The sequence below is a fragment of the Actinosynnema pretiosum genome, assembly GCF_024171695.1.
In the GTDB taxonomy this organism is placed as follows: Bacteria; Actinomycetota; Actinomycetes; order Mycobacteriales; family Pseudonocardiaceae; genus Actinosynnema; species Actinosynnema pretiosum.
On record NZ_JAMTCF010000012.1, the window covers coordinates 292070 to 313365 of the forward strand.

The 21296-nt window shown below is 73.2% G+C and carries 16 protein-coding genes and 1 rRNA gene; 5 read left to right on the forward strand and 12 right to left on the reverse strand.

Features of this window, described 5'->3' with window-relative positions; genetic code table 11:
• Positions 1-153: 153 nt before the first annotated feature.
• From LV78_RS25135 to LV78_RS25145, 3 genes are read right to left on the reverse strand one after another with little or no spacing between them, the layout of a single operon-like run.
• Positions 154-1593: a gluconokinase gene (locus LV78_RS25135; RefSeq protein ID WP_253848081.1), complete on the reverse strand. Its 1440-nt coding sequence runs from the start codon at positions 1591-1593 to the stop codon at positions 154-156.
• 3 nt (positions 1594-1596) lie between these two features.
• Positions 1597-2664 carry an aspartate-semialdehyde dehydrogenase gene (locus tag LV78_RS25140; RefSeq protein ID WP_253848082.1) on the reverse strand — a complete coding sequence of 356 codons (1068 nt, stop codon included), beginning with the start codon at positions 2662-2664 and terminating at the stop codon, positions 1597-1599.
• Positions 2661-3926: an aspartate kinase gene (locus LV78_RS25145; protein ID WP_012782851.1), complete on the reverse strand. Its 1266-nt coding sequence runs from the start codon at positions 3924-3926 to the stop codon at positions 2661-2663. The genes LV78_RS25140 and LV78_RS25145 overlap by 4 nt, the downstream gene beginning before the upstream one ends.
• A gap of 76 nt (positions 3927-4002) precedes the next feature.
• Here LV78_RS25145 and LV78_RS25150 point away from each other — a divergent pair, with 76 nt between their 5' ends.
• Both LV78_RS25150 and LV78_RS25155 read left to right on the forward strand, forming a co-directional pair.
• Entirely contained in the window at positions 4003-5226 is a 1224-nt protein-coding gene (locus LV78_RS25150; RefSeq protein ID WP_372494992.1) for a putative hexosyltransferase, read from the forward strand.
• Positions 5227-5252: 26 nt separating this feature from the next.
• Complete coding sequence (locus LV78_RS25155) at positions 5253-5900, forward strand: nitroreductase family protein (protein WP_253848084.1); 648 nt, start codon at positions 5253-5255, stop codon at positions 5898-5900.
• Between the two features lie 27 nt (positions 5901-5927).
• Here LV78_RS25155 and LV78_RS25160 read toward each other — a convergent pair whose 3' ends face one another.
• Complete coding sequence (locus LV78_RS25160) at positions 5928-6233, reverse strand: hypothetical protein (protein ID WP_253848085.1); 306 nt, start codon at positions 6231-6233, stop codon at positions 5928-5930.
• A 227-nt stretch (positions 6234-6460) separates the two neighbouring features.
• On the opposite strand from LV78_RS25160, the gene leuA reads away from it, so the two are divergent.
• Entirely contained in the window at positions 6461-8257 is a 1797-nt protein-coding gene (gene leuA / locus LV78_RS25165; RefSeq protein ID WP_253848086.1) for a 2-isopropylmalate synthase, read from the forward strand.
• A 64-nt stretch (positions 8258-8321) separates the two neighbouring features.
• Here the strand turns inward: leuA and LV78_RS25170 are convergent, their stop codons facing one another.
• Entirely contained in the window at positions 8322-8912 is a 591-nt protein-coding gene (locus tag LV78_RS25170) for a DedA family protein (protein ID WP_253848087.1), read from the reverse strand.
• Between the two features lie 87 nt (positions 8913-8999).
• On the opposite strand from LV78_RS25170, the gene LV78_RS25175 reads away from it, so the two are divergent.
• Positions 9000-9212: a hypothetical protein gene (locus LV78_RS25175; protein ID WP_253848088.1), complete on the forward strand. Its 213-nt coding sequence runs from the start codon at positions 9000-9002 to the stop codon at positions 9210-9212.
• 184 nt (positions 9213-9396) lie between these two features.
• Here the strand turns inward: LV78_RS25175 and LV78_RS25180 are convergent, their stop codons facing one another.
• From LV78_RS25180 to LV78_RS25205, 6 genes are all read right to left on the reverse strand, one after another.
• Positions 9397-11472, reverse strand: coding sequence for an N-6 DNA methylase (locus LV78_RS25180; protein ID WP_253848089.1), 2076 nt, complete (start codon positions 11470-11472; stop codon positions 9397-9399).
• 153 nt (positions 11473-11625) lie between these two features.
• Positions 11626-12714, reverse strand: a complete 1089-nt coding sequence (locus LV78_RS25185) for an ABC transporter ATP-binding protein (protein WP_372494996.1) — start codon at positions 12712-12714, stop codon at positions 11626-11628.
• 50 nt (positions 12715-12764) lie between these two features.
• Positions 12765-13760, reverse strand: a complete 996-nt coding sequence (locus LV78_RS25190) for an ABC transporter ATP-binding protein (RefSeq protein WP_253848090.1) — start codon at positions 13758-13760, stop codon at positions 12765-12767.
• A 5-nt stretch (positions 13761-13765) separates the two neighbouring features.
• Entirely contained in the window at positions 13766-14698 is a 933-nt protein-coding gene (locus LV78_RS25195; protein WP_012782842.1) for an ABC transporter permease, read from the reverse strand.
• Positions 14699-14704: 6 nt separating this feature from the next.
• Positions 14705-15715, reverse strand: a complete 1011-nt coding sequence (locus LV78_RS25200; RefSeq protein ID WP_253848091.1) for an ABC transporter permease — start codon at positions 15713-15715, stop codon at positions 14705-14707.
• 45 nt (positions 15716-15760) lie between these two features.
• Positions 15761-17446: an ABC transporter substrate-binding protein gene (locus tag LV78_RS25205; protein ID WP_253848092.1), complete on the reverse strand. Its 1686-nt coding sequence runs from the start codon at positions 17444-17446 to the stop codon at positions 15761-15763.
• Positions 17447-17676: 230 nt separating this feature from the next.
• Here LV78_RS25205 and LV78_RS25210 point away from each other — a divergent pair, with 230 nt between their 5' ends.
• Positions 17677-20943 carry an AfsR/SARP family transcriptional regulator gene (locus LV78_RS25210; protein ID WP_253848093.1) on the forward strand — a complete coding sequence of 1089 codons (3267 nt, stop codon included), beginning with the start codon at positions 17677-17679 and terminating at the stop codon, positions 20941-20943.
• Positions 20944-21047: 104 nt separating this feature from the next.
• On the opposite strand, the gene rrf is transcribed toward LV78_RS25210, so the two are convergent.
• Positions 21048-21164, reverse strand: a 5S ribosomal RNA gene (rrf, locus tag LV78_RS25215).
• Between the last annotated feature and the right edge of the window lie 132 nt (positions 21165-21296).

Here is a 21296-nt window from a genome sequence, read left to right on the forward strand (position 1 = left end):
TCCGGTCGAACACCCCGGGGCGCGGGCGCGATCCTGCACAGACCTGGCCGGTGTCGCTGGGCGACACGACGCGGACCGCGCGGGCTTCCCCCGATCGTGACTGCGGGGCTGAGCCTAAAGCAGATCGGCCGAATTAGCGCGCTCGCGTAGGTCTCAGATCGCTCGCAACGCTTCGTAGAGCCGCTCCACACCCGGTCGCGCCGCCGCGTAGTGCGCCGCCGCGGCCGGGTCCGGTTCGTACCGGCGCTCGGGAACCACCAGGTCAGCGGTCCCCGCCAGCGAGTCCAGCTCGCCCAGCGAGCGCCACGCCAGCAGCGCCGCGCCCACGGCCGAACCCCCGGTGTCCTCGGTGATCTCCAGCGGCACGTCGAGCGCGGCGCACAGCACCGACGCCCACAGCTCGTGCCGCAGCGCGCCGCCCGTGGCGCGCACCAGGCGCACCTCGGCGACCGACCGCACCGCGTCCAGCACCAGCGCCAGCTGCTGCGCGACGCCCTCCACGAGCGCCCTGGTGAGCTCGGCCCGCCCGTGCTCGCGGCGCAGGCCCACCACGGCCGAGGTCGCGTCAGCGTCCCACCAGGGGGCCCGCTCGCCCAGCAGGTACGGCAGCGCCGTCACGCCGGACGCGCCGACCGGCACGCGCGCGGCCTCGTCGAGCAGCTCGACCACGTCGGCCCCGAACGACTCGGCCGCCCAGGAGGCGACCACGCCGCCGTTGCTGACCGCCCCGCCGACCGTCCACAGCCCGTCGCCGATGGCGTAGCAGAACACCCGGCCGCGCTCGTCCACGGCGGGCTCGGGGCTCACCACGCGCAGCGCGCCGCTGGTGCCCAGCGACAGCGCGGCCACGCCGGGCACGATCGCGCCGACGCCCAGGTTGGCCAGCGGCCCGTCGCCGCCGCCGAGCACGACCGGCGTGCCGGGGGCGACCCCGTCGACGACCGCGCGCAGCGGGAACGAGGCGGTGGGCGCGTGCAGCTCGGGCAGCTGCTCGGCGCGCACCCGGGCGTGCGCGAGCGCGCCGGGGTGCCAGTCCAGCGCGCGCAGGTCCATGAGCCCGGTCGCCGACCCGGACGAGTGCTCGGTCGCGAGCACCCCGGTCAGGTGGGCGAACACGTAGTCCTTCAGCCCGCACCACCGGTGCGCCTGAACGCCGTGCTCGGCGAACCAGCGCAGCTTCACCAGCGGCGACATGGTGTGCACGGGCGTGCCGGTGGCCCGGTGCAGCGCGACGCCGTCCCCGGCCCGCAGCCGCGCCACCTGCTCGACCGCGCGCCGGTCGGCCCAGCTCAGCGACGGGGTCACCGGCCTGCCGGACCCGTCGAGCCCGAGCAGCGTGTGCAGCGCGCCGGTCAGCACCAGGGCGCGCACGCCCTGCCCGTCACCGGCGCAGGCCAGCGCCACCTCGGACACCGCCGCCAGCGCGGCGGCGAGCACCTCGTCCGGGTCCTGGGTGGCCTCCCCGGACGGCGTGGTCCGCATCGGGTACCCGCGCTCGGTCGAGCGCAGCACCCGTGCTCGGGGGTCGACCGCGACCACCTTGGTCGCGGTCGTCCCCAGGTCTACCGCGAGCACAACCCCCTTGTCGCGCAACGCCTACAGCCTGCCCGCCAGTTCCTCGGCGATCTCGTAGGTGTTGAGCGCGGCGCCCTTGCGCAGGTTGTCCCCGCACACGAAGAAGTCGAGCGCGTTCGGGAAGTCCAGCGCCTGGCGGACCCGGCCGACGTAGGTCGGGTCGCCGCCCACGACGTCGGCGGGCGTCGGGAAGCGCAGGGCCTCCGGCTCGTCCACCAGGACGACCGACGGCTGCTCCTCGAAGATCTTGTGCGCCTGCTCGACGGTCACCGGCCGCTCGAACACGGCGTGGACGGCCAGCGAGTGCGTGGTCACCACGGGCACCCGCACGCAGGTCGCCGAGACCTTCAGGTCCGGGATGCCGAGGATCTTGCGGGACTCGTTGCGGACCTTCAGCTCCTCGCTGGTCCACCCGTCGTCCTTGAGGGACCCGGCCCACGGCACCACGTTCAGCGCCAGCGGCGCGGGGAACGGCGAGTCGGACACCGGCAGGCCCGCCGCGTCGAGCACCTCGCGCACGTCGCCCGCGCGCTCGCCGACCTGCTTGCCGGAGACCGCCTCGACCTCGGCGCGGAGCCGGTCGATCGCGGCCTGCCCGCCGCCGGACGCGGCCTGGTAGGAGGCGACGACCAGCTCGCGCAGCCCGAACTCGCGGTGCAGCGCGCCGATCGCGGCCATCATCGACAGGGTCGTGCAGTTGGGGTTGGCGATGATCCCCCTGGGCCGCTCGCCGATCTTGTCCGCGTTGACCTCGGGCACCACCAGCGGCACCTCGTCGTCCATGCGGAACGCGCCGGAGTTGTCCACGGCGACCGCGCCGCGCGCGGCGGCGATCGGCGCCCACTTCGCGGACACCTCGTCGGGCACGTCGAACATGGCGACGTCGACGCCGTCGAACGCCTCGGGGGTCAGCTCGACGACGGTGAGGTCCTCGCCGCGCACGTGGATCTTCTTGCCCGCCGAGCGCGCGGAGGCGATCAGCCGGATCTCACCCCACGGCACGGTCTCCCGGTTGTTGATGATCGAGATCATCACCGTGCCGACCGCGCCGGTCGCGCCGACCAGTGCCAGAACCGGACCGCCGCTCATCGGCCGCTACCCCCGTACACGACAGCCTCCTCGTCGCCACCGAGCTCGAACACGTCGTGCAGCGCGCGCACGGCGTCGTCGAGCTGGGTGTCCCTGCAGATGACCGAGATGCGGATCTCCGAGGTGGAGATGATCTCGATGTTGACGCCCGCGCTGGCCAGCGCCTCGCAGAAGGTGGCCGTGACGCCGGGGTGCGAGCGCATCCCCGCGCCGATCAGCGACACCTTGCCCACGTGGTCGTCGTAGATGACCTTCTCGAAGCCGATCTCGCCGCGCGCCTTCTCCAGGGCGGCCACCGCGCGGGGGCCGTCGTCCTTGGGCAGCGTGAACGTCACGTCGGTGCGACCGCTGACGGCCTGCGAGACGTTCTGCACGACCATGTCGATGTCGATCTCGGCCTCGGCGACGACGCGGAAGATCCGCGCGGCCACGCCGGGGTGGTCGGGCACCGCCGTGACCGTGACCTTGGCCTCGGACCGGTCGTGCGCGACGCCGGTGATCATCGCCTGTTCCACGGGAAGGTCCTCCACTGATCCGGAGACCGTGGTCCCCGGCTTGTTGCTGAACGAGGAGCGGACGTGCACGGGCACGTTGTAGCGGCGGGCGTACTCGACGCAGCGCAGCATCAGCACCTTGGCGCCGCAGGCGGCCATCTCCAGCATCTCCTCGTAGGAGATGCTCTCCAGCCGCTTGGCGTTGGGCACGATGCGCGGGTCGGCGGTGAAGACGCCGTCCACGTCGGTGTAGATCTCGCACACGTCCGCCTTGAGGGCGGCGGCCAGCGCGACGGCGGTGGTGTCCGTGCCGCCCCGGCCGAGCGTGGTGATCTCCTTGGTGCCCTGGCTGACGCCCTGGAAGCCCGCGACGATCGCGATGTGGCCCTCGGCGAGCGCGTCCTGGATGCGGCTGGGCGTCACGTCGATGATGCGCGCCTTGCCGTGCACCTCGGTGGTGATCACGCCCGCCTGCGAGCCGGTGTAGGACCGGGCGGACGCGCCGAGGGAGCTGATCGCCATGGCCAGCAGGGACATCGAGATGCGCTCGCCCGCGGTGAGCAGCATGTCGAGCTCGCGGCCCGGCGGCACCGGGGCGACCTGGTGGGCGAGGTCGAGCAGCTCGTCGGTCGAGTCGCCCATCGCGGAGACCGCCACGACGACGTCGTTGCCCGCTTTGCGCGTCGCGACGATCCGCTCGGCCACCCGTTTGATCCGCTCGGCGCTCTCCACCGAGGAACCGCCGTACTTCTGGACGACGAGCGCCACCGCGTTCTCCTCCCAGGTCAGGAAACCCCTGTTCGCCCGGCAGACTACCCGGACCACTGAGTGGACAGGCCCCGCCGTGGCCGGCACTACCCTCGTCGCCGTGCCGACCGTGGACGCAGGACCAGACACCCCCGAGCGCGCGCCCTCGTCGCGCGGCCCCCTGGCCGGCCTGGCGGAGCACCGGTTCGCGCCGGTCATCGCGCCGGGGGCGCTCTACCTGCTGGTGAGGCTGCTCGGGGTGCTGGTGCTCGCGCTGATGTCCGCCCACTGGGACAAGGACGTGGCGAAGGTGCTCACGTCGTGGGACGGGCAGTGGTTCCTGGCCATCGCGCAGGGCGGGTACGGGGGCGTCACCCCGGCGCTGGTGGACGCGTTCGGCAGGCGCTCGGCGGAGACGCCGCTGGCGTTCTTCCCCGGCTACCCGCTGCTGGTGGGCTGGGTCGAGGCGCTGCCGGGGGTGTCGGCGGTGGGCGCGGCGTTCTCGGTGAGCCTGGTGAGCGGGGTGTTCTGCGCGTACGGCCTGCACCGGCTGGGGCGCGCGGTGCGCGGCGGGTCGGAGCGGGCCGGGCTGGTGCTGGTGGCGCTGTTCGCCGCCTCGCCGATGGCCGTGGTGCTGTCGATGGCCTACTCGGAGGCGCTGTTCTGCGCGCTGGCCGCGTGGTCGCTGGTGGGCGTGGTGGAGCGGCGCTGGGTGCTGGCCGGGCTGTGCGCGGCCGGGGCCGGGCTGGTGCGGCCGACGGCGGGCGCGCTGGTGCTGGCGGTGGGGCTGGCCGCGCTGGTGGCGGTGTGGCAGCGGCGGGACGGGCTGCGGCCGTGGATCGGCGGGGTGCTGGCCCCGCTGGGGATGCTGGGGTACCTCGCGTTCGTGGCGGTGCGCACCGGGCAGCTGGACGGCTGGTTCGCGGTGCAGCAGCGCGGCTGGGGGTCCAAGTTCGACGGTGGCGCGGCGACCTGGCAGTTCACCTGGGAGATCCTGGCGAACCCGAGGTCGGTGCTGGAACTGGTGACGGTGTGGCTGCTGCTGGGCGCGCTCGCGCTGGTGGTGGTGTGCGTGCGACGGCGGGTGGAGTGGCCGCTGGTGGTGTACGCGGTGGGCGTGATCGTGATGGACCTTGGCTCGAACGGGCTGATGAACTCCAAGGCCCGCCTGCTGCTGCCCGCGTTCGCGCTGCTGCTGCCGATCGCGCTGTCGCTGGCCAAGCGCAGGACCGGCACGGTGGTGTCGGTGCTGGCGGGCGTGGCGGTGTTCGGCGCGTGGTTCGGGGCCTACTCGATCACCGCGTGGCAGTACGCGATCTGAGCTGACGGGGAAGGCGGGAGAGGGCTGTGGCGCGGAACGGCGCGGAGCAGGACGGTTCCGGGCAGGACGAGCCGGGGCAGGACGGGCTCGGACTGGCCGGGGTGATCGCGGACCGGTGGAGCCCCAGGGCGTTCGACGCGGGCGCGGTGCTCGGCGACGACGAGGCGCGCTCGCTGTTCGAGGCCGCGCGGTGGGCAGCCTCACACGGGAACACCCAGCCCGCCCGGTTCCTGCTCGCCAGGCGCGGCGAACCGGCGCACGAGCGGGTCTTCGCGGCGCTGAGCCGGGGCAACCGGAGCTGGGCCGGAGCGGCGTCCGCGCTGGTCGTGGCCGCGCTGGCCACCTCGGACGCCAAGGGCCCGCTGCCCAACGCGGAGTTCGGCCTCGGCCTCGCGGTGCAGAACCTGGTGCTCCAGGCCGTGCACCTCGGACTGGTCGCGCACCAGATGGGCGGATTCGACCCCGAAGCGCTGCGGGAAGCGTTCTCCATTCCCGAGGACGTGCGCCCCGCGGTGGTGATCGCGGTCGGCCGGGAGGGCGACGGCTCGGATTTGCCGGACGACCTGCGCGCGAAGGACGAAAGGCCGCGCAAGCGCAAGCCGCTGACCGAGACGGTGTTTTCCCAGGAATGGGGAAAGGCCGCTTTCACCCCGGAAGCTCCCGCCACGTCGTGACGGGAGTCCAGGTTCGGGCGAACTCGGTCAACGAGCGATCAGCCGCGCCAGCACACTGGTCACGACCAGCCAGAACACGGCGGCGAGACCGTAGTTGACGATCAGCTCGACGCTCTCGTCGGCGAACTGGAACAAACCGGGGAAGAACAGTGCCAGCGGATTGGCCAGCTGCGAGATGAACTGGAAGAACGCGTTGGTCGACTCGGCCCCGAGGAGCACCATGAGGATGAACAGGACCTCGATGACCGCGAAGACGACCCCGACCCCGCTGATCACCCTGGCAGCGGTGTAGCTACCGCTGCTCGCACGAGTGGTGGAACGCCATCTGGACATGGCACGGAAATTCCCGAGCCCCGTTCCGGTGAAACACGATGGGGTGAAATTCCACCATCTGGGCTCCCCCTCGCACCAGTCTGGGGGTTGTGGTTAACCTGGTGAGCGTGCAGCGCAACCTCCTGCTTCGCCGCCGTGACGGGGTCTGACCAGACCGGCCCCCCGTCGCGGGTCCGAGCGTTGCCGCCGGTCGTCCTCCCGAACCGGCAGCAGGAGACCCTGACCCCATGAGCACCATCTCGCCCGACGCGTTCAGCACCGGCGCCAGCCGCATCCGCCCCCCGGCCCGCCCGGCTCCCGAGGGCCAGCCCGCGTGGAACCCGCAGCGCGGCACGTCCATGCCGGTGCACCGCTACCGCCCGTTCCACGAGCTGGTCGAGACCGTCGACCTGCCCGACCGCACCTGGCCCGCCAAGCGGATCACCCAGGCGCCGCAGTGGTGCGCGGTGGACCTGCGCGACGGCAACCAGGCGCTGATCGACCCGATGTCGCCCGCCCGCAAGCGCAAGATGTTCGACCTGCTGGTGCGCATGGGCTACAAGGAGATCGAGGTCGGCTTCCCGGCCGCCTCGCAGACCGACTTCGACTTCGTCCGCGAGATCATCGAGGACGGCGCGGTCCCGGACGACGTCACCATCCAGGTGCTGACCCAGTGCCGCCCGGAGCTGATCACCCGCACGTACGAGTCGCTGCGCGGCGCGCACAAGGCGATCGTGCACTTCTACAACTCGACCTCGGTGCTCCAGCGCAAGGTCGTGTTCCGCGCCGACCGCGACCGGATCAAGGCGATCGCCACCGACGCGGCGCGGTTCGCGCTGGAGGAGGCGAGGAAGTACCCGGAGACGGAGTTCCGCTACGAGTACTCGCCCGAGTCCTACACCGGCACCGAGCTGAGCTACGCGCTGGAGGTGTGCGACGCGGTCTCCGAGATCATCGCGCCCACCCCCGAGCTGCCGATGGTGATCAACCTGCCCGCGACCGTCGAGATGGCCACGCCGAACGTGTACGCCGACTCGATCGAGTGGATGTCGCGCAACCTGGCCCGGCGTGACTCGATCGTGCTGTCGCTGCACCCGCACAACGACCGGGGCACCGGCGTGGCCGCCGCCGAGCTGGGCTACCTGGCGGGCGCGGACCGCATCGAGGGCTGCCTGTTCGGCAACGGCGAGCGCACCGGCAACGTGTGCCTGGTGACGCTGGGCATGAACATGTTCAGCCAGGGCGTGGACCCGCAGATCGACTTCTCCGACATCGACGAGATCCGCCGCACCGTCGAGTACTGCAACCAGCTGCCCGTGCACGAGCGCCACCCGTACGGCGGCGACCTGGTGTTCACCGCGTTCTCCGGCAGCCACCAGGACGCCATCAAGAAGGGCTTCGAGGCGCTGGAGGCGGACGCGAAGGACGCCGACGAGCACGTCGACGAGTACCCGTGGGAGGTCCCGTACCTGCCCATCGACCCGAAGGACGTCGGCCGCAACTACGAGGCCGTCATCCGGGTCAACTCCCAGTCCGGCAAGGGCGGGGTGGCGTACGTGATGAAGAGCGAGCACCACCTGGACCTGCCGAGGCGGCTGCAGGTGGAGTTCTCGCGGGTGATCCAGGAGGTCACCGACACGCAGGGCGGCGAGGTGGGCCCGAAGGAGATCTGGGACGCCTTCGCGGACGAGTACCTGCAGGGCGTCGTGCCGCTGCGCCTGCTGAAGCACGAGCTGTCCAGCGACGGCACCGGCTCGGAGTCCATCAAGGCCGTGCTGGTGGTCGACGGCGAGGCCCAGGACGTGACGGGCACCGGCAACGGCCCGATCGCCGCGTTCGTGGACGCCTTGGCGTCGGTCGGCTACGACGTCCGCGTGCTGGACTACTCCGAGCACGCCCTGTCCTCGGGCGACGACGCCCGCGCCGCCTCGTACGTGGAGTGCTCGGTGGGCGACCGCGTCCTGTGGGGCGTCGGCATCGACAGCTCCACCGTGGCCGCCTCCCTGCGCGCCCTGGTGTCGGCCGTGAACCGCGCCAACCGCTAGTCGTGCTCCGCCGCGCCCCCCTCGGTCACCGGCCGAGGGGGGCGCGGCGCCGTCCGGGGGTCGTTCAGGCGGCCAGGGGCTCCGGTCCGCCGCTCCCCAGCGCTTCCCCGCGCAGCGCCTCCCTGCGCTGCGCGGCCCGCACCGCCACGCCCGCGGGCACCCCGATGAGCGTCGCGACCGCGAGCGAGGCGATCAGGGCCAGCACCGGGTCCTCCAGGAGCGTGCCGCCGAAGTACCCCAGCAGTCCCACGTACGCGCTCCACAGCAGCGACCCGACGGCCGCGATCGGCAGGAACCGCAGCGCCCGCCAGCGCAGCGCGCCCACCAGCAGCGCCGCCACCACCCCGCCGCCGGGCACGAACCGCACCGCCACCAGGACCGCCTCGCCCCGCCCCGCCAGCCGCGCGCGGGTCCAGTCCAGCACCGCGCGGGACCCGGCCCTGCGCTCGAACCGCGCCAGCGCCCGCCCGCCGAGCGCCCGCCCGATGGCGAGGTTGACCAGGTCGGCCACCGTGCACCCCAGGGCCGCGACCAGGATCACGGCGCCGAGGGGCAGCTCGCCGGACGCCGCCAGCACGCCGCAGGCGATCAGCACGGCCTCGGTCGGCGCCAGCGGCACGGCGGCGACGGCGAACAGCACCAGCAGTGGTGTCACACCGGGTCCAACGCCGCAGGCCGCCCGGTTGCTCCGCCGAACGGACTACGTTCAGGTAACCGACAGGCTTCACCGACGGAACCCACCGTGATCACCGCAGCGCGCAGGCCCCCGAAGGAGCGGCGCGACGGCACCACGGCGGGACGGGACGGCGGCGGGGCGGCGCACTTGGGCCAGCGGCTCGCGGGTCCACGCCCGAGGCCCGACGGGTCGGGTCGGGTCGGGGCTGGCGGCTGGCGGCTGGCGGCTGGCGGCTGGCGGCTGGCGGCTGGCGGCTGGCGGCTGGCGGCTGGCGGCTGAGGAGCCTGTGGCTCAGTGGGCACTGGGGTCAAGCGGATCTGCGGCTGGCAGGCCCGAGGCTCAGCGGGTCCGAGACTCAGAGCACCCGAGGCTCAGGGCATCTGGCTCGGACGCCTGTGCTCAGGGCGCCTGCGGTTCGACAAGTCCTGGCCCCAGCGCCCCAGGAGCCCGGTGAGCCTGCGGCTCAGCGGGCCAGGGTCAGGGCCGCGAAGGCCAGGTCGCGCAGCTCGCGCTCCGCCACCTCCACCCGCCGGTGCAGCGCGAGCCGCCCGTCGACCGCGTCCAGGGCCGCCGCGATCGCGGTCTGCGCCGCCGGGGGCGGCAGCCGGACCACCAGCTCCCCCATCGCCCGCGTGGTCACGTGCGGGACCGCCCCGCCGGACAGCAGCCGCTCCAGCGCGGTCGCGCCCTCGGGCGAGTTCAGGAAGTGCGCCAGGTAGCCGGGGACCACGCCCGCCCCCGGCCGCAGCCTCAGGCAGCCCGGCCCGAGCAGCCACCCGTCCTGGTCGGCCCCGACCACCCCGTACCGCCCGAGCGTCCCGGTCCGGGCGCACACCACGTCCCCGGCCCGCAGCGCGTGCCGGTCGTGCCGCGCGGGCGCCCGGTCGTGCGCGCCCCTGTCGACCCGCCCGCCGCCGATGTTGCGCGGCAGCACCACCGGCACGCCCTCGCCGCGCGCCAGGGTCGCAGGCCCGGCCAGCACGTCGGCGATCCGCCCGAGCGGGACCTCCGCCCACGGCGCGCCCCCGGTGGCGGCGAGCGCGGCGGCGAACGCCCGCTCCCCCTCGGCCTCCCGCGCGGCGATCGCGCCCCGCAGCCCGCCCAGCTCGGCGTGCAGCGCGTCGACCTCGGCGAGCAGGTGCTCCAGCGGCGCGGGCTCGGCGACCGGCCGCTCCACGTACCCGGCGGGGGCGAGCCGGAAGTCGGCGCGCGCGATCTCCGCGGGCGAGGCCGACCGGCTGAACCCGTCCTGCCCGGCGAACCTCCGCCCGCCCCGCTCGGCCCACCGCCGGTGCTCGCCGACCACCCGGTCGACGAGCGCGTCGTCCACCGCGCGCCCGCCGCTCCCGACCGCGTCGACGAACAGCACCTCCCCGTCGTCCGGACCGGAGCCGGGCGCGCGCAGCACCCACACCACCGCGCGGGACGACCGGCCGGGCAGGGCGATCACGCACTCGACGGCCCCGGCCTCGACCAGGTCCCGCCGGACCGCCACGTCCCGGCCCGACTGCCCGGACGTGGTGCTGCCCGGCAGGAGCAGCGCGGCACGACCACCGGGCGCGAGCGCGCGCAGCGCGCGCTGGAGCCAGGCCAGGCCCGCGCCGCGCGCGGACGACTCGCCGCGCGGCGACCCACCGCCCCCGTCGACGGGCGGGGCCGGGGTGACCGGCGGGTGCGCCACGACCACGTCGAACAGCTCGCCCCGGAACCCGTCCCCGTGCGCGCGCAGGTCGGCGGACGCGCCCCTGATCCCCAGCAGCGCCGCGCAGGCGCGCGCCGACGCCTCGTCGGCGGCCTGCCCGGACAGCGGCCCGGCGCTCCCGCGCTCAACGGTCGCGACCAGCAGCCTGCCGTCGCCGCAGCACGGGTCGTGCACGGTCTCGCCGGGCCTGGGGTCGACCAGCTCGACCAGGCAGCGGGCCAGCGGCGGCGGTGTCCGGCGCCCCGCGCCCCGGTCGGACCGGGCGAGCAGCGCGTCCGCGACCCGCGCGGGCTCCTCGGCCTCGTCGGCGGCGAGCACGGCCTCGGTCAGCGCCCCGCCCACCTCGGCGTCCGGCTCGAGCAGCCGGGCGGCCACCAGGGGTCCGCGCACCTCGGCGACCACCCCGCCCCGCGCGGCGGCCACGAGCGCGGCCCAGCCCGCCGGGTCGGCGACCCGCAGGCGCAGCAGCCCCAGCAGGAAGTCGACGCCCAGCCCGGAGGCGGCCCGCAGCGGTTCGACGTGCGCGAGCAGCGCGGGCGCCTGCTCGGGGGCGGCGGGCGGCGGCCCGGTCACCGGCGCGGGCTGCCCGGCGCCGCGCAGGAACCGGTGCTGGTAGGTGGCGCCCTCGGTCTCGTCCTGGCGCAGCGCGGTGCGCGGGACCCGCCGACCGGCCAGCCAGCGCCCGACCTCGGCCGCGTCGAACAGCTCCTGCCCGGCGGCCTCGCGCGGCCGGGGGAAGTCCCGGTGCCGCTTGCGCCAGTTGCTGATCGCGCTGGCCCGCACCGACAGCAGCTCGGCGATCTCGCCCGCCGTCAGCAGCTTCGGCTGCAAGCCCACCCGGCCTCCTCGTCGCCGGGAACACTACCGCCGACGCCGAGCGCGGAGCAAGTACGCTCCACACTCACCTCTGTGAACTCATCCCGCCCACCTGCGAAAAAAGGCCGGGGCGGGGACCTCGGTCCCCACCCCGGCCGACTTCACAGCACAGCCCTACGGGTTCAGCACCTCGGTCACCGAGGCGGGCCCGACGAGCGGGACGTCCGGGGAGATCCCGTCCTCCTCCACCAGCACCGTCTCGACCTCGTGCGGCTTGATCGCCCCGGACCGGATGTCCTCCGCCCAGTGGCACGCCACCCGGTGGCCGGGCAGCACCTCGCGCAGCGCGGGCCGCTCGGTGTCGCACTTGGTCGCCTGCCGCCACGGGCACCGGGTGTGGAACCGGCAGCCGGTCGGCGGGTTGGCGGGCGAGGGCAGGTCGCCCTTGAGCAGGATGCGCTCGCGGCGGTCCTCCACCACGGGGTCCGGCACCGGGATCGCCGACAGCAGCGCCCTGGTGTACGGGTGCAGCGGCTCGGCGTACAGCGCGTCCGAGCTCGCCTCCTCCACGATCCCGCCCAGGTACATGACGCCGACCCGGTCGGCGATGTGCCGCACGACCGCGAGGTCGTGGGCGATCACCAGGTAGGTCAGCCCCAGCTTCTCCTGCAGCTCCTCCAGCAGGTTCACCACCTGCGCCTGCACCGACACGTCGAGCGCGGACACCGGCTCGTCGGCGATGATCAGGTCGGGCTCGACCGCCAGCGCGCGGGCGATGCCGATGCGCTGGCGCTGGCCGCCGGAGAACTCGTGCGGGTACTTCCGCAGCGAGGTCGACGGCAGGCCGACGGCGGCCAGCAGCTCGCGCAGGCGCTTGCCGGTGGCCTCCTTGCCCTTGTCCAGCCCGTGCGCGCGCAGGCCCTCGACCAGGATCGACTCGACCGACTGGCGCGGGTCCAGCGAGGACATCGGGTCCTGGAAGACCATCTGCATCCGCTGCCGCATGGTGCGCAGCGACTCGCCCTTGAGCGTGGACAGGTCGGTGCCGTCGAACACGACCCGGCCGCCGGTCGGCTCGGTGAGCCGCAGCACGGCCCGGCCGAGCGTGGACTTGCCGCAGCCGGACTCGCCGACCAGGCCGTACGTCTCGCCCTTGCGGATGCTCAGGTCCACGCCGTCGACCGCGTACACGTGGCCGACGGTGCGGTCCAGGAAGACGCCCCGCTTGATCGGGAAGTGGACCTGGACGCCCTCGATCGAGATGAGGGCGTCGCCCTCGGGGGCCCGCTCGGCCTGAACGGGTTCTGCCGCGGTCACGCGCCCACCTCCTCTGCGACCTCGGGCCGCACCGGGTTGTGGCAGCGCAGCAGCCTGCCGCCGCCGAGGTCCTCCTGCTCCGGCGTGGTCGTCACGCACACGTCCAGCGCGTTCGGGCAGCGCGGCGCGAACGCGCAGCCGCTCTCCCACGGGATGTTGTCGGCGACCGAGCCCTTGATGGGCACCAGCCGCTCGCCGCGCGGCGCGTCCAGCCTCGGGATGGAGGCCAGCAGGCCGTGGGTGTACGGGTGGCGCGGCTGCGCGAACAGCTCGTGCCGCTGCGCCTTCTCCACGACGCGACCGCCGTAGAGCACGTTCACCTCGTCGCACAGGCCCGCGACGACGCCCAGGTCGTGCGTGATCATGACCAGCGCGGTCCCGGTGTCCTGCACCAGTTCCTTGAGCAGGGCCAGGATCTGCGCCTGGATGGTCACGTCCAGCGCCGTGGTCGGCTCGTCCGCGATCAGCAGCCGGGGGCGGCAGGCGAGCGCGATGGCGATCAGCGCGCGCTGGCGCATCCCGCCGGACAGCTGGTGCGGGAACTCCGAGAGCCGCCGGGTCGGGTCGGGGATGCCGACCTTGTCCAGCAGGTCGGCCGCCTCGACCATGGCCTGCTTGCGGGGCATCCCCCGGTGCCGCTCCAGCACCTCGGTGACCTGGAGGCCGATCGGGATGACCGGGTTGAGCGAGGACAGCGGGTCCTGGAACACCATGCCCAGGTCGCGCCCGCGCCGGTCGCGCATCTGGCGGTCGGACAGCGTCAGCAGGTCGGTGCCCTCGTAGCCGACCGAGCCGGTGATCCGCGCCCCGCGCTTGGGCAGCAGGCCCATGATCGCGAGGGAGGTCACCGACTTGCCGCAGCCGGACTCGCCGACCAGGCCGACGGTCTGGCCGGGCTCGACGTCGAAGCTGACCCCGTCCACGGCGGTGAAGGGCTGCTCGCCCTTGCGCTCGAAGACGACGGTGAGGTCGCGTACTTCCAGCAGTGCCATCGGGATCACCGCCTGTTCTTGGGGTCGAGCGCGTCGCGCAGGGACTCACCGACCAGGGTGAAGCCGAGCGCGATCACGATGATGCAGCCCGCGGGCCAGAAGGCCAGGTGCGGGTGGCTGTCGATCACGGTCTGGGCGCTGCCGAGCATCTGACCCCACTCGGGGATCGTGTCGTCGGGGTTGCCCAGGCCCAGGAACGACAGCGCCGCCGCGTCGATGATCGACGTGGCCAGCACCAGGGTGGACTGCACGATGACCGGGCCGAGCGAGTTCGGCAGCATGTGCCGGAACACGATCGGGCCGGGCTTCACGCCGAGCGCGGTGGCGGCCAGCACGTGGTCGCTGGAGCGCTGGGCGAGCATCGAGCCGCGCAGGAGCCGGGCGAACACCGGGATCTGCACGATCGACACCGCGAGGATCACGGTGAGCAGGCTGGGCCTGGCGAACAGCGCGCCGATGCCGAAGGCCAGCAGCAGCTGCGGGATCGACAGCATGACGTCGACGACGCGCATGACGAGCGAGTCGACCCAGCCGCCGAACGCGCCCGCGAGGATGCCGAGCACCATGCCGCCCGCGAGGCCGATCAGCGTGGCGAACACGCCGACCAGCAGGGTCTGCTGGGCGCCGACGAGCAGCCGGGACAGCAGGTCGCGGCCGACCAGGTCGCCGCCGAGGGGGTACCCCTCCTGCGGGCCGGGGATCTGGTTGCGGGCCTTGATGACCTGGTCGATCAGGTCGCGGGCCGCGGGGTCGTGCGGGGCGAGCCACGGCGCGATCGCCGCGACGACCAGGAACAGCGCGATGATCGCCGCGCCGAGCAGGAAGACCGGGCTGCGCCGCAGCCGCTTCCAGGCGCTGGCGGCGAGGCTGACGCCGGAGTCGGAGGCCGAGCTCTCGGCGAGAGCGTCGATCCGCTCCTTCTTCGTGGTGGGGGTCATGAGCGGCTACCTCGCCCTGATCCGAGGGTCGATGAGCGCGTACGACAGGTCCACCAGCAGGTTCACCAGCACGTAGATCATGGCGGCGACCAGGATGAACATCTGCAGGACCGGGTAGTCCCTGCGCTCGAACCCGATGGCCAGCGCCTCGCCGACGCCGGGGAAGGCGAACACCTTCTCGGTGAGCACCGCGCCCGCCAGCAGCGCGCCGATCTGCAGGCCGATGGTGGTGACCACGGGCAGCATCGCGTTGCGCAGGACGTGCCTGCGGCGGATGACGCTGCCCAGCAGGCCCTTGGACTCGGCGGTGCGCACGTAGTCCTCGTTCAGCACGTCGAGCACCGCCGCCCTGGTGATCCGGAAGATCACCGCGAACGGGATGGTGGCCAGCGCGCACGCGGGCAGGACCAGGTGCGTCAGCGCGTCGAGCGCGGCGTCCCACTCCTGCGTGAGGAAGCCGTCGAGGACGAAGAAGCCGGTGACGCGGGTCGCGTCGATGCCCGCGGACTGGCGGCCCGCGGAGGGCAACCAGCCGAGCTGGGACGCGAAGAGGTACTTGAGCAGGTAGGCCAGGAAGAAGACCGGCACGGCGACGCCGATCAGCGACCCGCCCACGCTCAGGTTGTCGAACAGGCCGCCGCGCTTGCGGGCGGCCAGGTAGCCCAGGGGGATTCCCAGCGCGATCGCGATCAGCATGGCGAAGGCGCTCAGCTCGATCGTGGCGGGGAAGCGCTGGAGGAAGATGTCCACCACCGCGTCGCCCGGCTGCACGCCGGTCGAGTTGCCGAAGTCCCCGGTGAGGGCGCGGCCCAGGAATTTGAAGTACTGGACGAAGATCGGCTGGTCCAAGCCGAGCTGCTTGCTCAACGCCGCCCGTGACTCTTCCGTGCCGCGCTCCCCCAGGAGGGCCGATGCCGGCCCTCCCGGGAGTGCGCGCAACCACGAGAAGACGAGCAACGAGAGCACCAGCACCACGACGACGAGCTGGATCAGCCGTCGGATGGTGTAGCGGAGCACTGGTTCAACCCCGTTGTCTCTGTGGTGGAGTGGTAGTCAGTCCGGTCAGTTGACCGTGACGTCGACGAACTTCTCGTCGGTCAGCGGGCTCGGAGTGATGCCCTTGACGGTGTTCTTCACGACCAGCGCCGGCGGCGAGTGCGAGATCGGCAGCGCCGGGACGTACTCGGCCATGATCTTGCGGTTGATCTCCTTGTAGAGGTCGTACCGCTTGGTCCGGTCCGGCTCCGCGTCGGCCGTCTTCAGCTGCGCGGCCAGGTCGGCGCCCCACGCGGAGGCCCCGGTGTTGAAGCGGTTGGCCGGGTTGCCGAAGAAGGTGCCCACCCAGTTGTCCGCGCTACCGGTGTCGCCGGTCCAGCCGAGCAGGAACAGGTCGGCCTGCTCGCCCTGGTCGACGTCGGTCAGGTAGCCGCCGTTCCACGGCTTGGTGACCGCCTCGACCTTGATGCCCGCCGCCTGCAGGTCCGCGGCGATGGCGCCGTAGAGGTCCTTCGGGTTGGGCATGTACGGGCGGGTGACCTCGGACGGCCAGTAGAACTTCAGCGTCAGGTCGGACGCGCCCGCCTCGGCGAGCAGCGACTTGGCCTTGTCCGCCGAGTACTCGTACTTCTGCACGTCGTCGGCGTAGCCGCCCACGGTCTTCGGGATGAACTGGGTCGCGACCTCGGCGCCCTCGGGCAGCTGGGACTTGACCAGCTGCTCGCGGTTGATCGCGTGCAGCAGCGCCTGGCGGACCTTGAGGTCCTGGAGCTTCGGGTTCCGCTTCTGGTTGATGCCCACGTAGAAGACGTTGAACGCCGGGCGGACCTCGACGTTGAAGCCACCGCTCTTCAGGCTGTCCCAGTCGGCGGCGTTCGGGAAGTCGAAGCCGTCGATGTCACCGGACTGCAGCGCCTGCTTGCGGGCGGTCTCGTCGGGGATGATCCGGAAGACCAGCTTGTCCAGCTTGGTCTTCTCGCCCCAGTAGTCGTCGTTGCGCACGAGCTCGACGACGTTGTTCGCCTTGTCGTACTTGCCGAACTTGAACGGGCCCGTGCCGGTCGGGTGCTCGTTCGCGTAGGCCGGGAAGACGAAGCTGTCGCCCTGGGCCTTCACGTCGTCGGCGTTGAACTCCTTCAGCGCCTTCGGGCTCTGCATGGAGAACGAGGGCAGGCCCAGGATGTCGGGGAACTTCGACGTCGTCTTGGTCAGGGTGACCACGGCGGTGTCGGCGCCCTCGGCGGCGCAGCTCTTGTAGAGCGACGTCTCCGGCTTGTCGGAGAAGCCGCCGAAGTTGTCGACGTAGTACTGGGAGACGGCGTCGGACTGCGCGTCGCCCTTCAGGTTGTACCAGCGGTCGAAGTTGAAGCAGACGGCCTCGGCGTTGAAGTCGGTGCCGTCGTGGAACTTCACGCCCGTCTCGAGCTTGAACGTCCACGTGAGGCCGTCGGGAGTGCTCGACCACTCCTTGGCCAGCGAGGGCGCGGGCTCGGCGGTGCCGGGCTTGAACGTGGTCAGGCCGTCGAACATCTGCCTGGCGACGCGGAAGGTCTCACCGTCGGTCGCGAACATCGGGTCGAACAGCTTCGGGGCTCCCGCGGCCCCGAAGGTGAACGTCCCGCCCGCGGCGCCGCCGGTCCCGGAGTCCTGGCTGCGCTCGGACTGCACGCAGGAGGTGAGGACGAGCGCGGCGGCACTGGTGAGACCGATCGCAGCCACCCAGCGTCGCTGGGCCGATCGGGAATGAACCATCAAACACACCCCTATGGGAATTCCGGGATCTCACGGTGTGGTCACGGACGATAACCGGTCCTCACAACCTTCTAGACCGGCCGAGGTCACGATCCGGCCACGTGGAAGTTGATTGTCGTACGTCCGGCGCACCTCCGCTGACCCGGCGTGATCATCGTGGGTCGGGCAAACGCTCTCCTACGCTGTAGAACGGAGGGTGGCCAGGACCTCGGCGGGAAGGGGGGAAACCGGTGGGCGAGCAGCTCGAACTGGGCGTCCTCGGACCGCTGCGGGTGGTGGTCGGCGGGCGGCCCGTCGCGGTGCGCGCGGGCAGGCAGCGGTGCCTGCTGGCCTCCCTGCTGACCAGGCCGGGCGCGCCGATCTCGGTGGACGAGCTGGCCGAGCACGTGTGGGGCGACCGGCCCCCCGCCCGCGCGCGGCAGACCCTGCACACCTACGTCATGCGGCTGCGCCAGGTGCTCGGCCCCGAGGTGCCGATCCGGACCGTCCCCGACGGGTACCTGGTGGACGTCCCCGCCTCCTGCGTGGACGCCGCGCGGTTCGCCGAGCTGCTCGCGCTCGGCGACCGCGAGCAGGCGGCCGGACGGCTCGCCGAAGCCTCGTCCGCGCTGGCAGCGGCCCTGGAGCTGTGGCGGGGACCGGCGCTGGCGGACGTCCCGTCGGCGGTGCTGCACCGCGACGAGGCGCCCCGGTTGACCGAGTCCGCGCTGCACGCGCGCGAGCGCCGCGCGGAGATCGACCTGGCCATCGGGCGGCACGCGGAGCTGGTGCCGGAGCTGACCGCGCTGACCGCCGAGCACCCCCTGCGGGAGCGCCTGTGGGCGCAGCTCGTCGTGGCCCTGCACCGCTCGGGCAGGCGGGCCGAGGCGCTGGCCGCGTACGACCGGGTGAGCGCTCTCCTGGCCGAGGAGCTGGGCATCGACCCCGGCGGGGAGCTGCGCCGCGTGCACCGGGCCGTGCTGGCCGACGAGGGCGGTCGGAGCCCCGCCCCCGAGGGGGCGGAGAGCGGTCCGGAACCGGGCGCGCCGTCCCAGCTCCCGGCGCGCGCCGGGGACTTCGTGGGGCGCTCGAACTCGGTTCACCTCGTGGAAACACTGCTGCGCAGATCACACGGTGTGCCGGTCGTCACCTTGTCGGGGCAACCCGGAGTAGGTAAAACGGCCCTCGCCGTGCACGCCGCGCACCGGTTGCGCGGGGACTTCCCGGACGGCCAGCTGTACGTCAACCTGCGCGGACACGCCCAGGGCCCGCCGCTGAGCGCCGTGGACGTGCTCCCGAGGTTCCTGCGCGCCCAGGGCGTCGCCCCCGAGGCGGTGCCGCTGGACCCGGACGAGCAGGAGGCCCTCCACCGCTCCCGGCTGACCGGCAAGCGGGTGCTGGTGGTGCTGGACGACGCGGCGAGCGCCGAGCAGATCCGCCCGCTGCTGCCAGGCTCCCCCGGTTGCGCCGTCCTGGTGACCAGCCGGGACGCGCTGCGCGGCCTGGCGGTCAGCCACGCGGCCACGAACGTGCGCCTGGACGTGCTCGACGACGGCGAGGCGAGGGCGCTGCTGTCCGGCGTGCTCGGCGCGGACGTGGTCGGCGGGGAGCACGCCGCCACCGGCGAGCTGGTGGCCCTGTGCGCCCACCTGCCGCTGGCGCTGCGGATCGCCGCCGCGAACGTGCTGAGCAGACCCGGCACGACCGTCTCCGGGTACGTGGCGGAGCTGCGCGCGGGCAACCGGCTGGCGGCGCTGAGCGTGGCGGGCGACGAGCGCACCGCCGTGCAGGCCGCGTTCGACCTGTCGTACGCCGCCCTCAAGCCGGAGCTGGCGCAGCTGTTCCGGCTGCTGGCGGTGGCGCCCGGCGACCTCACCCCGGACCTGGCTGCGGCGCTGGGCGGCCTGCCCGCCCAGGAGGCGCGCAGGCGCCTGGACCGGCTGGCCACGGTGAACCTGCTCGACCGGCCCGCGCCCGGCCGCTACCAGTTCCACGACCTGCTCAGGGACTACGCGGTCCAGCGCCTGGTGGCCGAGGACGGCGAGGCGGGCCTGGACCGGGTGTTCCGCAGGCTGCTCGACTGGTCGATCCGCTCGGTGGACAGCGCCACCGGGGCGCTGAAGAGCACCCTGGTCCGGCACCCGCGCGACTCGGACGTGCCCGGCGTCGAGCCGAAGCGGTTCGACTCGCCCGCCGAGGCGCTGGCCTGGCTGGACGCGGAGCGGGCGAACCTGGTGGCGCTGGTGTCCCACGCCGCCGCGAGACCCCCGCACGAGGACTGCTGGCAGCTGGTGGACGCGCTGCGCCGCTACTTCTACCTCGCGGCGCTGCCGGTGGAGTGGCAGGCGACGGCGGGCGCGGGCCTGGCGTCGGCGCGGGCCGCGCGGGACCCGGTCGGCGAGGCGGCGATGCTGTCCTCGCTGGGGGTCCTGTACTGGTCGGTCGGCAGGCACCCGATGGCCATCGACCGCTTCCTCGCGGCCGTGGGCGTGCAGGAGCGCGGCGGGGCGTGGCCGAGGGCGCGGGCGCAGGTCCTGTCGAACCTGGGGGCCGCGTACATCGACGTGGGCGAGCTGGAGCGCGCGACCGAGCACCTGGAGCGGGCGCTGGCCATCACCAGGGAGACCGGCGCGCTCCAGCAGGAGGGCATCACCCAGCTGAACCTCGGCGGCGTGCGCCTCCAGCTGGCCGAGCTGGACCTGGCCGCGGCGTGCTTCCGGGGCGCGCTGGACGTCGGGACGCGCCTGGGCGCCTGGATGACCCAGGCGGACGCGCTGCACGCGCTGGCCGAGGTGGAGCTGCTCAGGGGCGCGCCGGAGCGGGCGGCGGGCCTGTTCGAGCGCGCGGGCGAGCTGTACGGGCTGGCCGGGGCGCGGATCTTCGCGCACATCCCGCACGAGGGGCTGGCCCAGGCGCACCTGGCGCGGGGCCGCTACGCGGAGGCCATCGCGGAGGCGGGCCGGGCGCTGGAGTTCGCGCAGGAGCGGGAGAACCTGAAGGGCCGCTGCGACGCGAAGAACGTGCTGGGGCAGGCCCTGGTGGGCGCGGGGCGGCTCGTGGAGGGCGCCGGGCGGCACACCGAGGCGCTGGGCATCGCCGGGGAGACCAGCTACCCGTGGGGCATCGTGGCCGCGCACCGGGGCCTGGCGACGGCGCACCACGCGGCCGGTCGCCTGGCCGAGGCCGAGGAGGCCGCGCGGAAGGCACTGGACCGCGCGGCGGACTACCGGCTGCGGCTGCCCGAGGGCGACGTCCTGGTGCTGCTCGGCCGGATCGAGCTGGACCTGGGCGAGCTGGACCGGGCGCTGGACAGCGCGAGCCGGGCCGCGGCGGCCGGAGCGGCCTCGGGAAGGCGCTTGCTCGCGGCCCAGGCCGACCACCTGCTCGGCGACCTCAGGGCCGCAGGAGGCGATTCCAGGGCCGCACGGGCCCTCTGGGGCGCCGCTGCGGCGGGCTACGAGTCCGTGGGAGCCCCGGAGGCGGCAGCCCTCAGGACTCGCCTGCGCCGGGTCTCCTGACCGGCCGGGGCGTTGTCCCACTTCCCCGCGCCCGATTTCCCCGTGAACGCAAAAAAGCCCTGTGGGGGCGCACGGAAAACCATGCACCCCCACAGGGAAAAAATGTTCGGCGGCGTCCTACTCTCCCACACCCTCACGAGTGCAGTACCATCGGCGCTGGAAGGCTTAACTACCGGGTTCGGAATGGGACCGGGTGTTCCCCAACCGCAATGACCACCGAAACACTATGAAGATAACCAACCACACAGCACCACCCTGTCGCGCCCAACCCCCCAACCAGGGGATCAGTCAGCGACCGGTGATGGTCGGTTCGGTTCCTTCAGAACCGCACAGTGGATGCGTAGCGTCTTCAT

Coding starts and splice junctions, on each gene's coding strand:
- LV78_RS25140 (WP_253848082.1), bottom strand. CDS start 2,664: ATGAGCGGCGGTCCGGTTCTGGCACTGGTCGGCGCGACCGGCGCGGTC.
- LV78_RS25160 (WP_253848085.1), bottom strand. CDS start 6,233: ATGTCCAGATGGCGTTCCACCACTCGTGCGAGCAGCGGTAGCTACACC.
- leuA (WP_253848086.1), top strand. CDS start 6,461: ATGAGCACCATCTCGCCCGACGCGTTCAGCACCGGCGCCAGCCGCATC.
- LV78_RS25190 (WP_253848090.1), bottom strand. CDS start 13,760: ATGGCACTGCTGGAAGTACGCGACCTCACCGTCGTCTTCGAGCGCAAG.
- LV78_RS25195 (WP_012782842.1), bottom strand. CDS start 14,698: ATGACCCCCACCACGAAGAAGGAGCGGATCGACGCTCTCGCCGAGAGC.
- LV78_RS25205 (WP_253848092.1), bottom strand. CDS start 17,446: ATGGTTCATTCCCGATCGGCCCAGCGACGCTGGGTGGCTGCGATCGGT.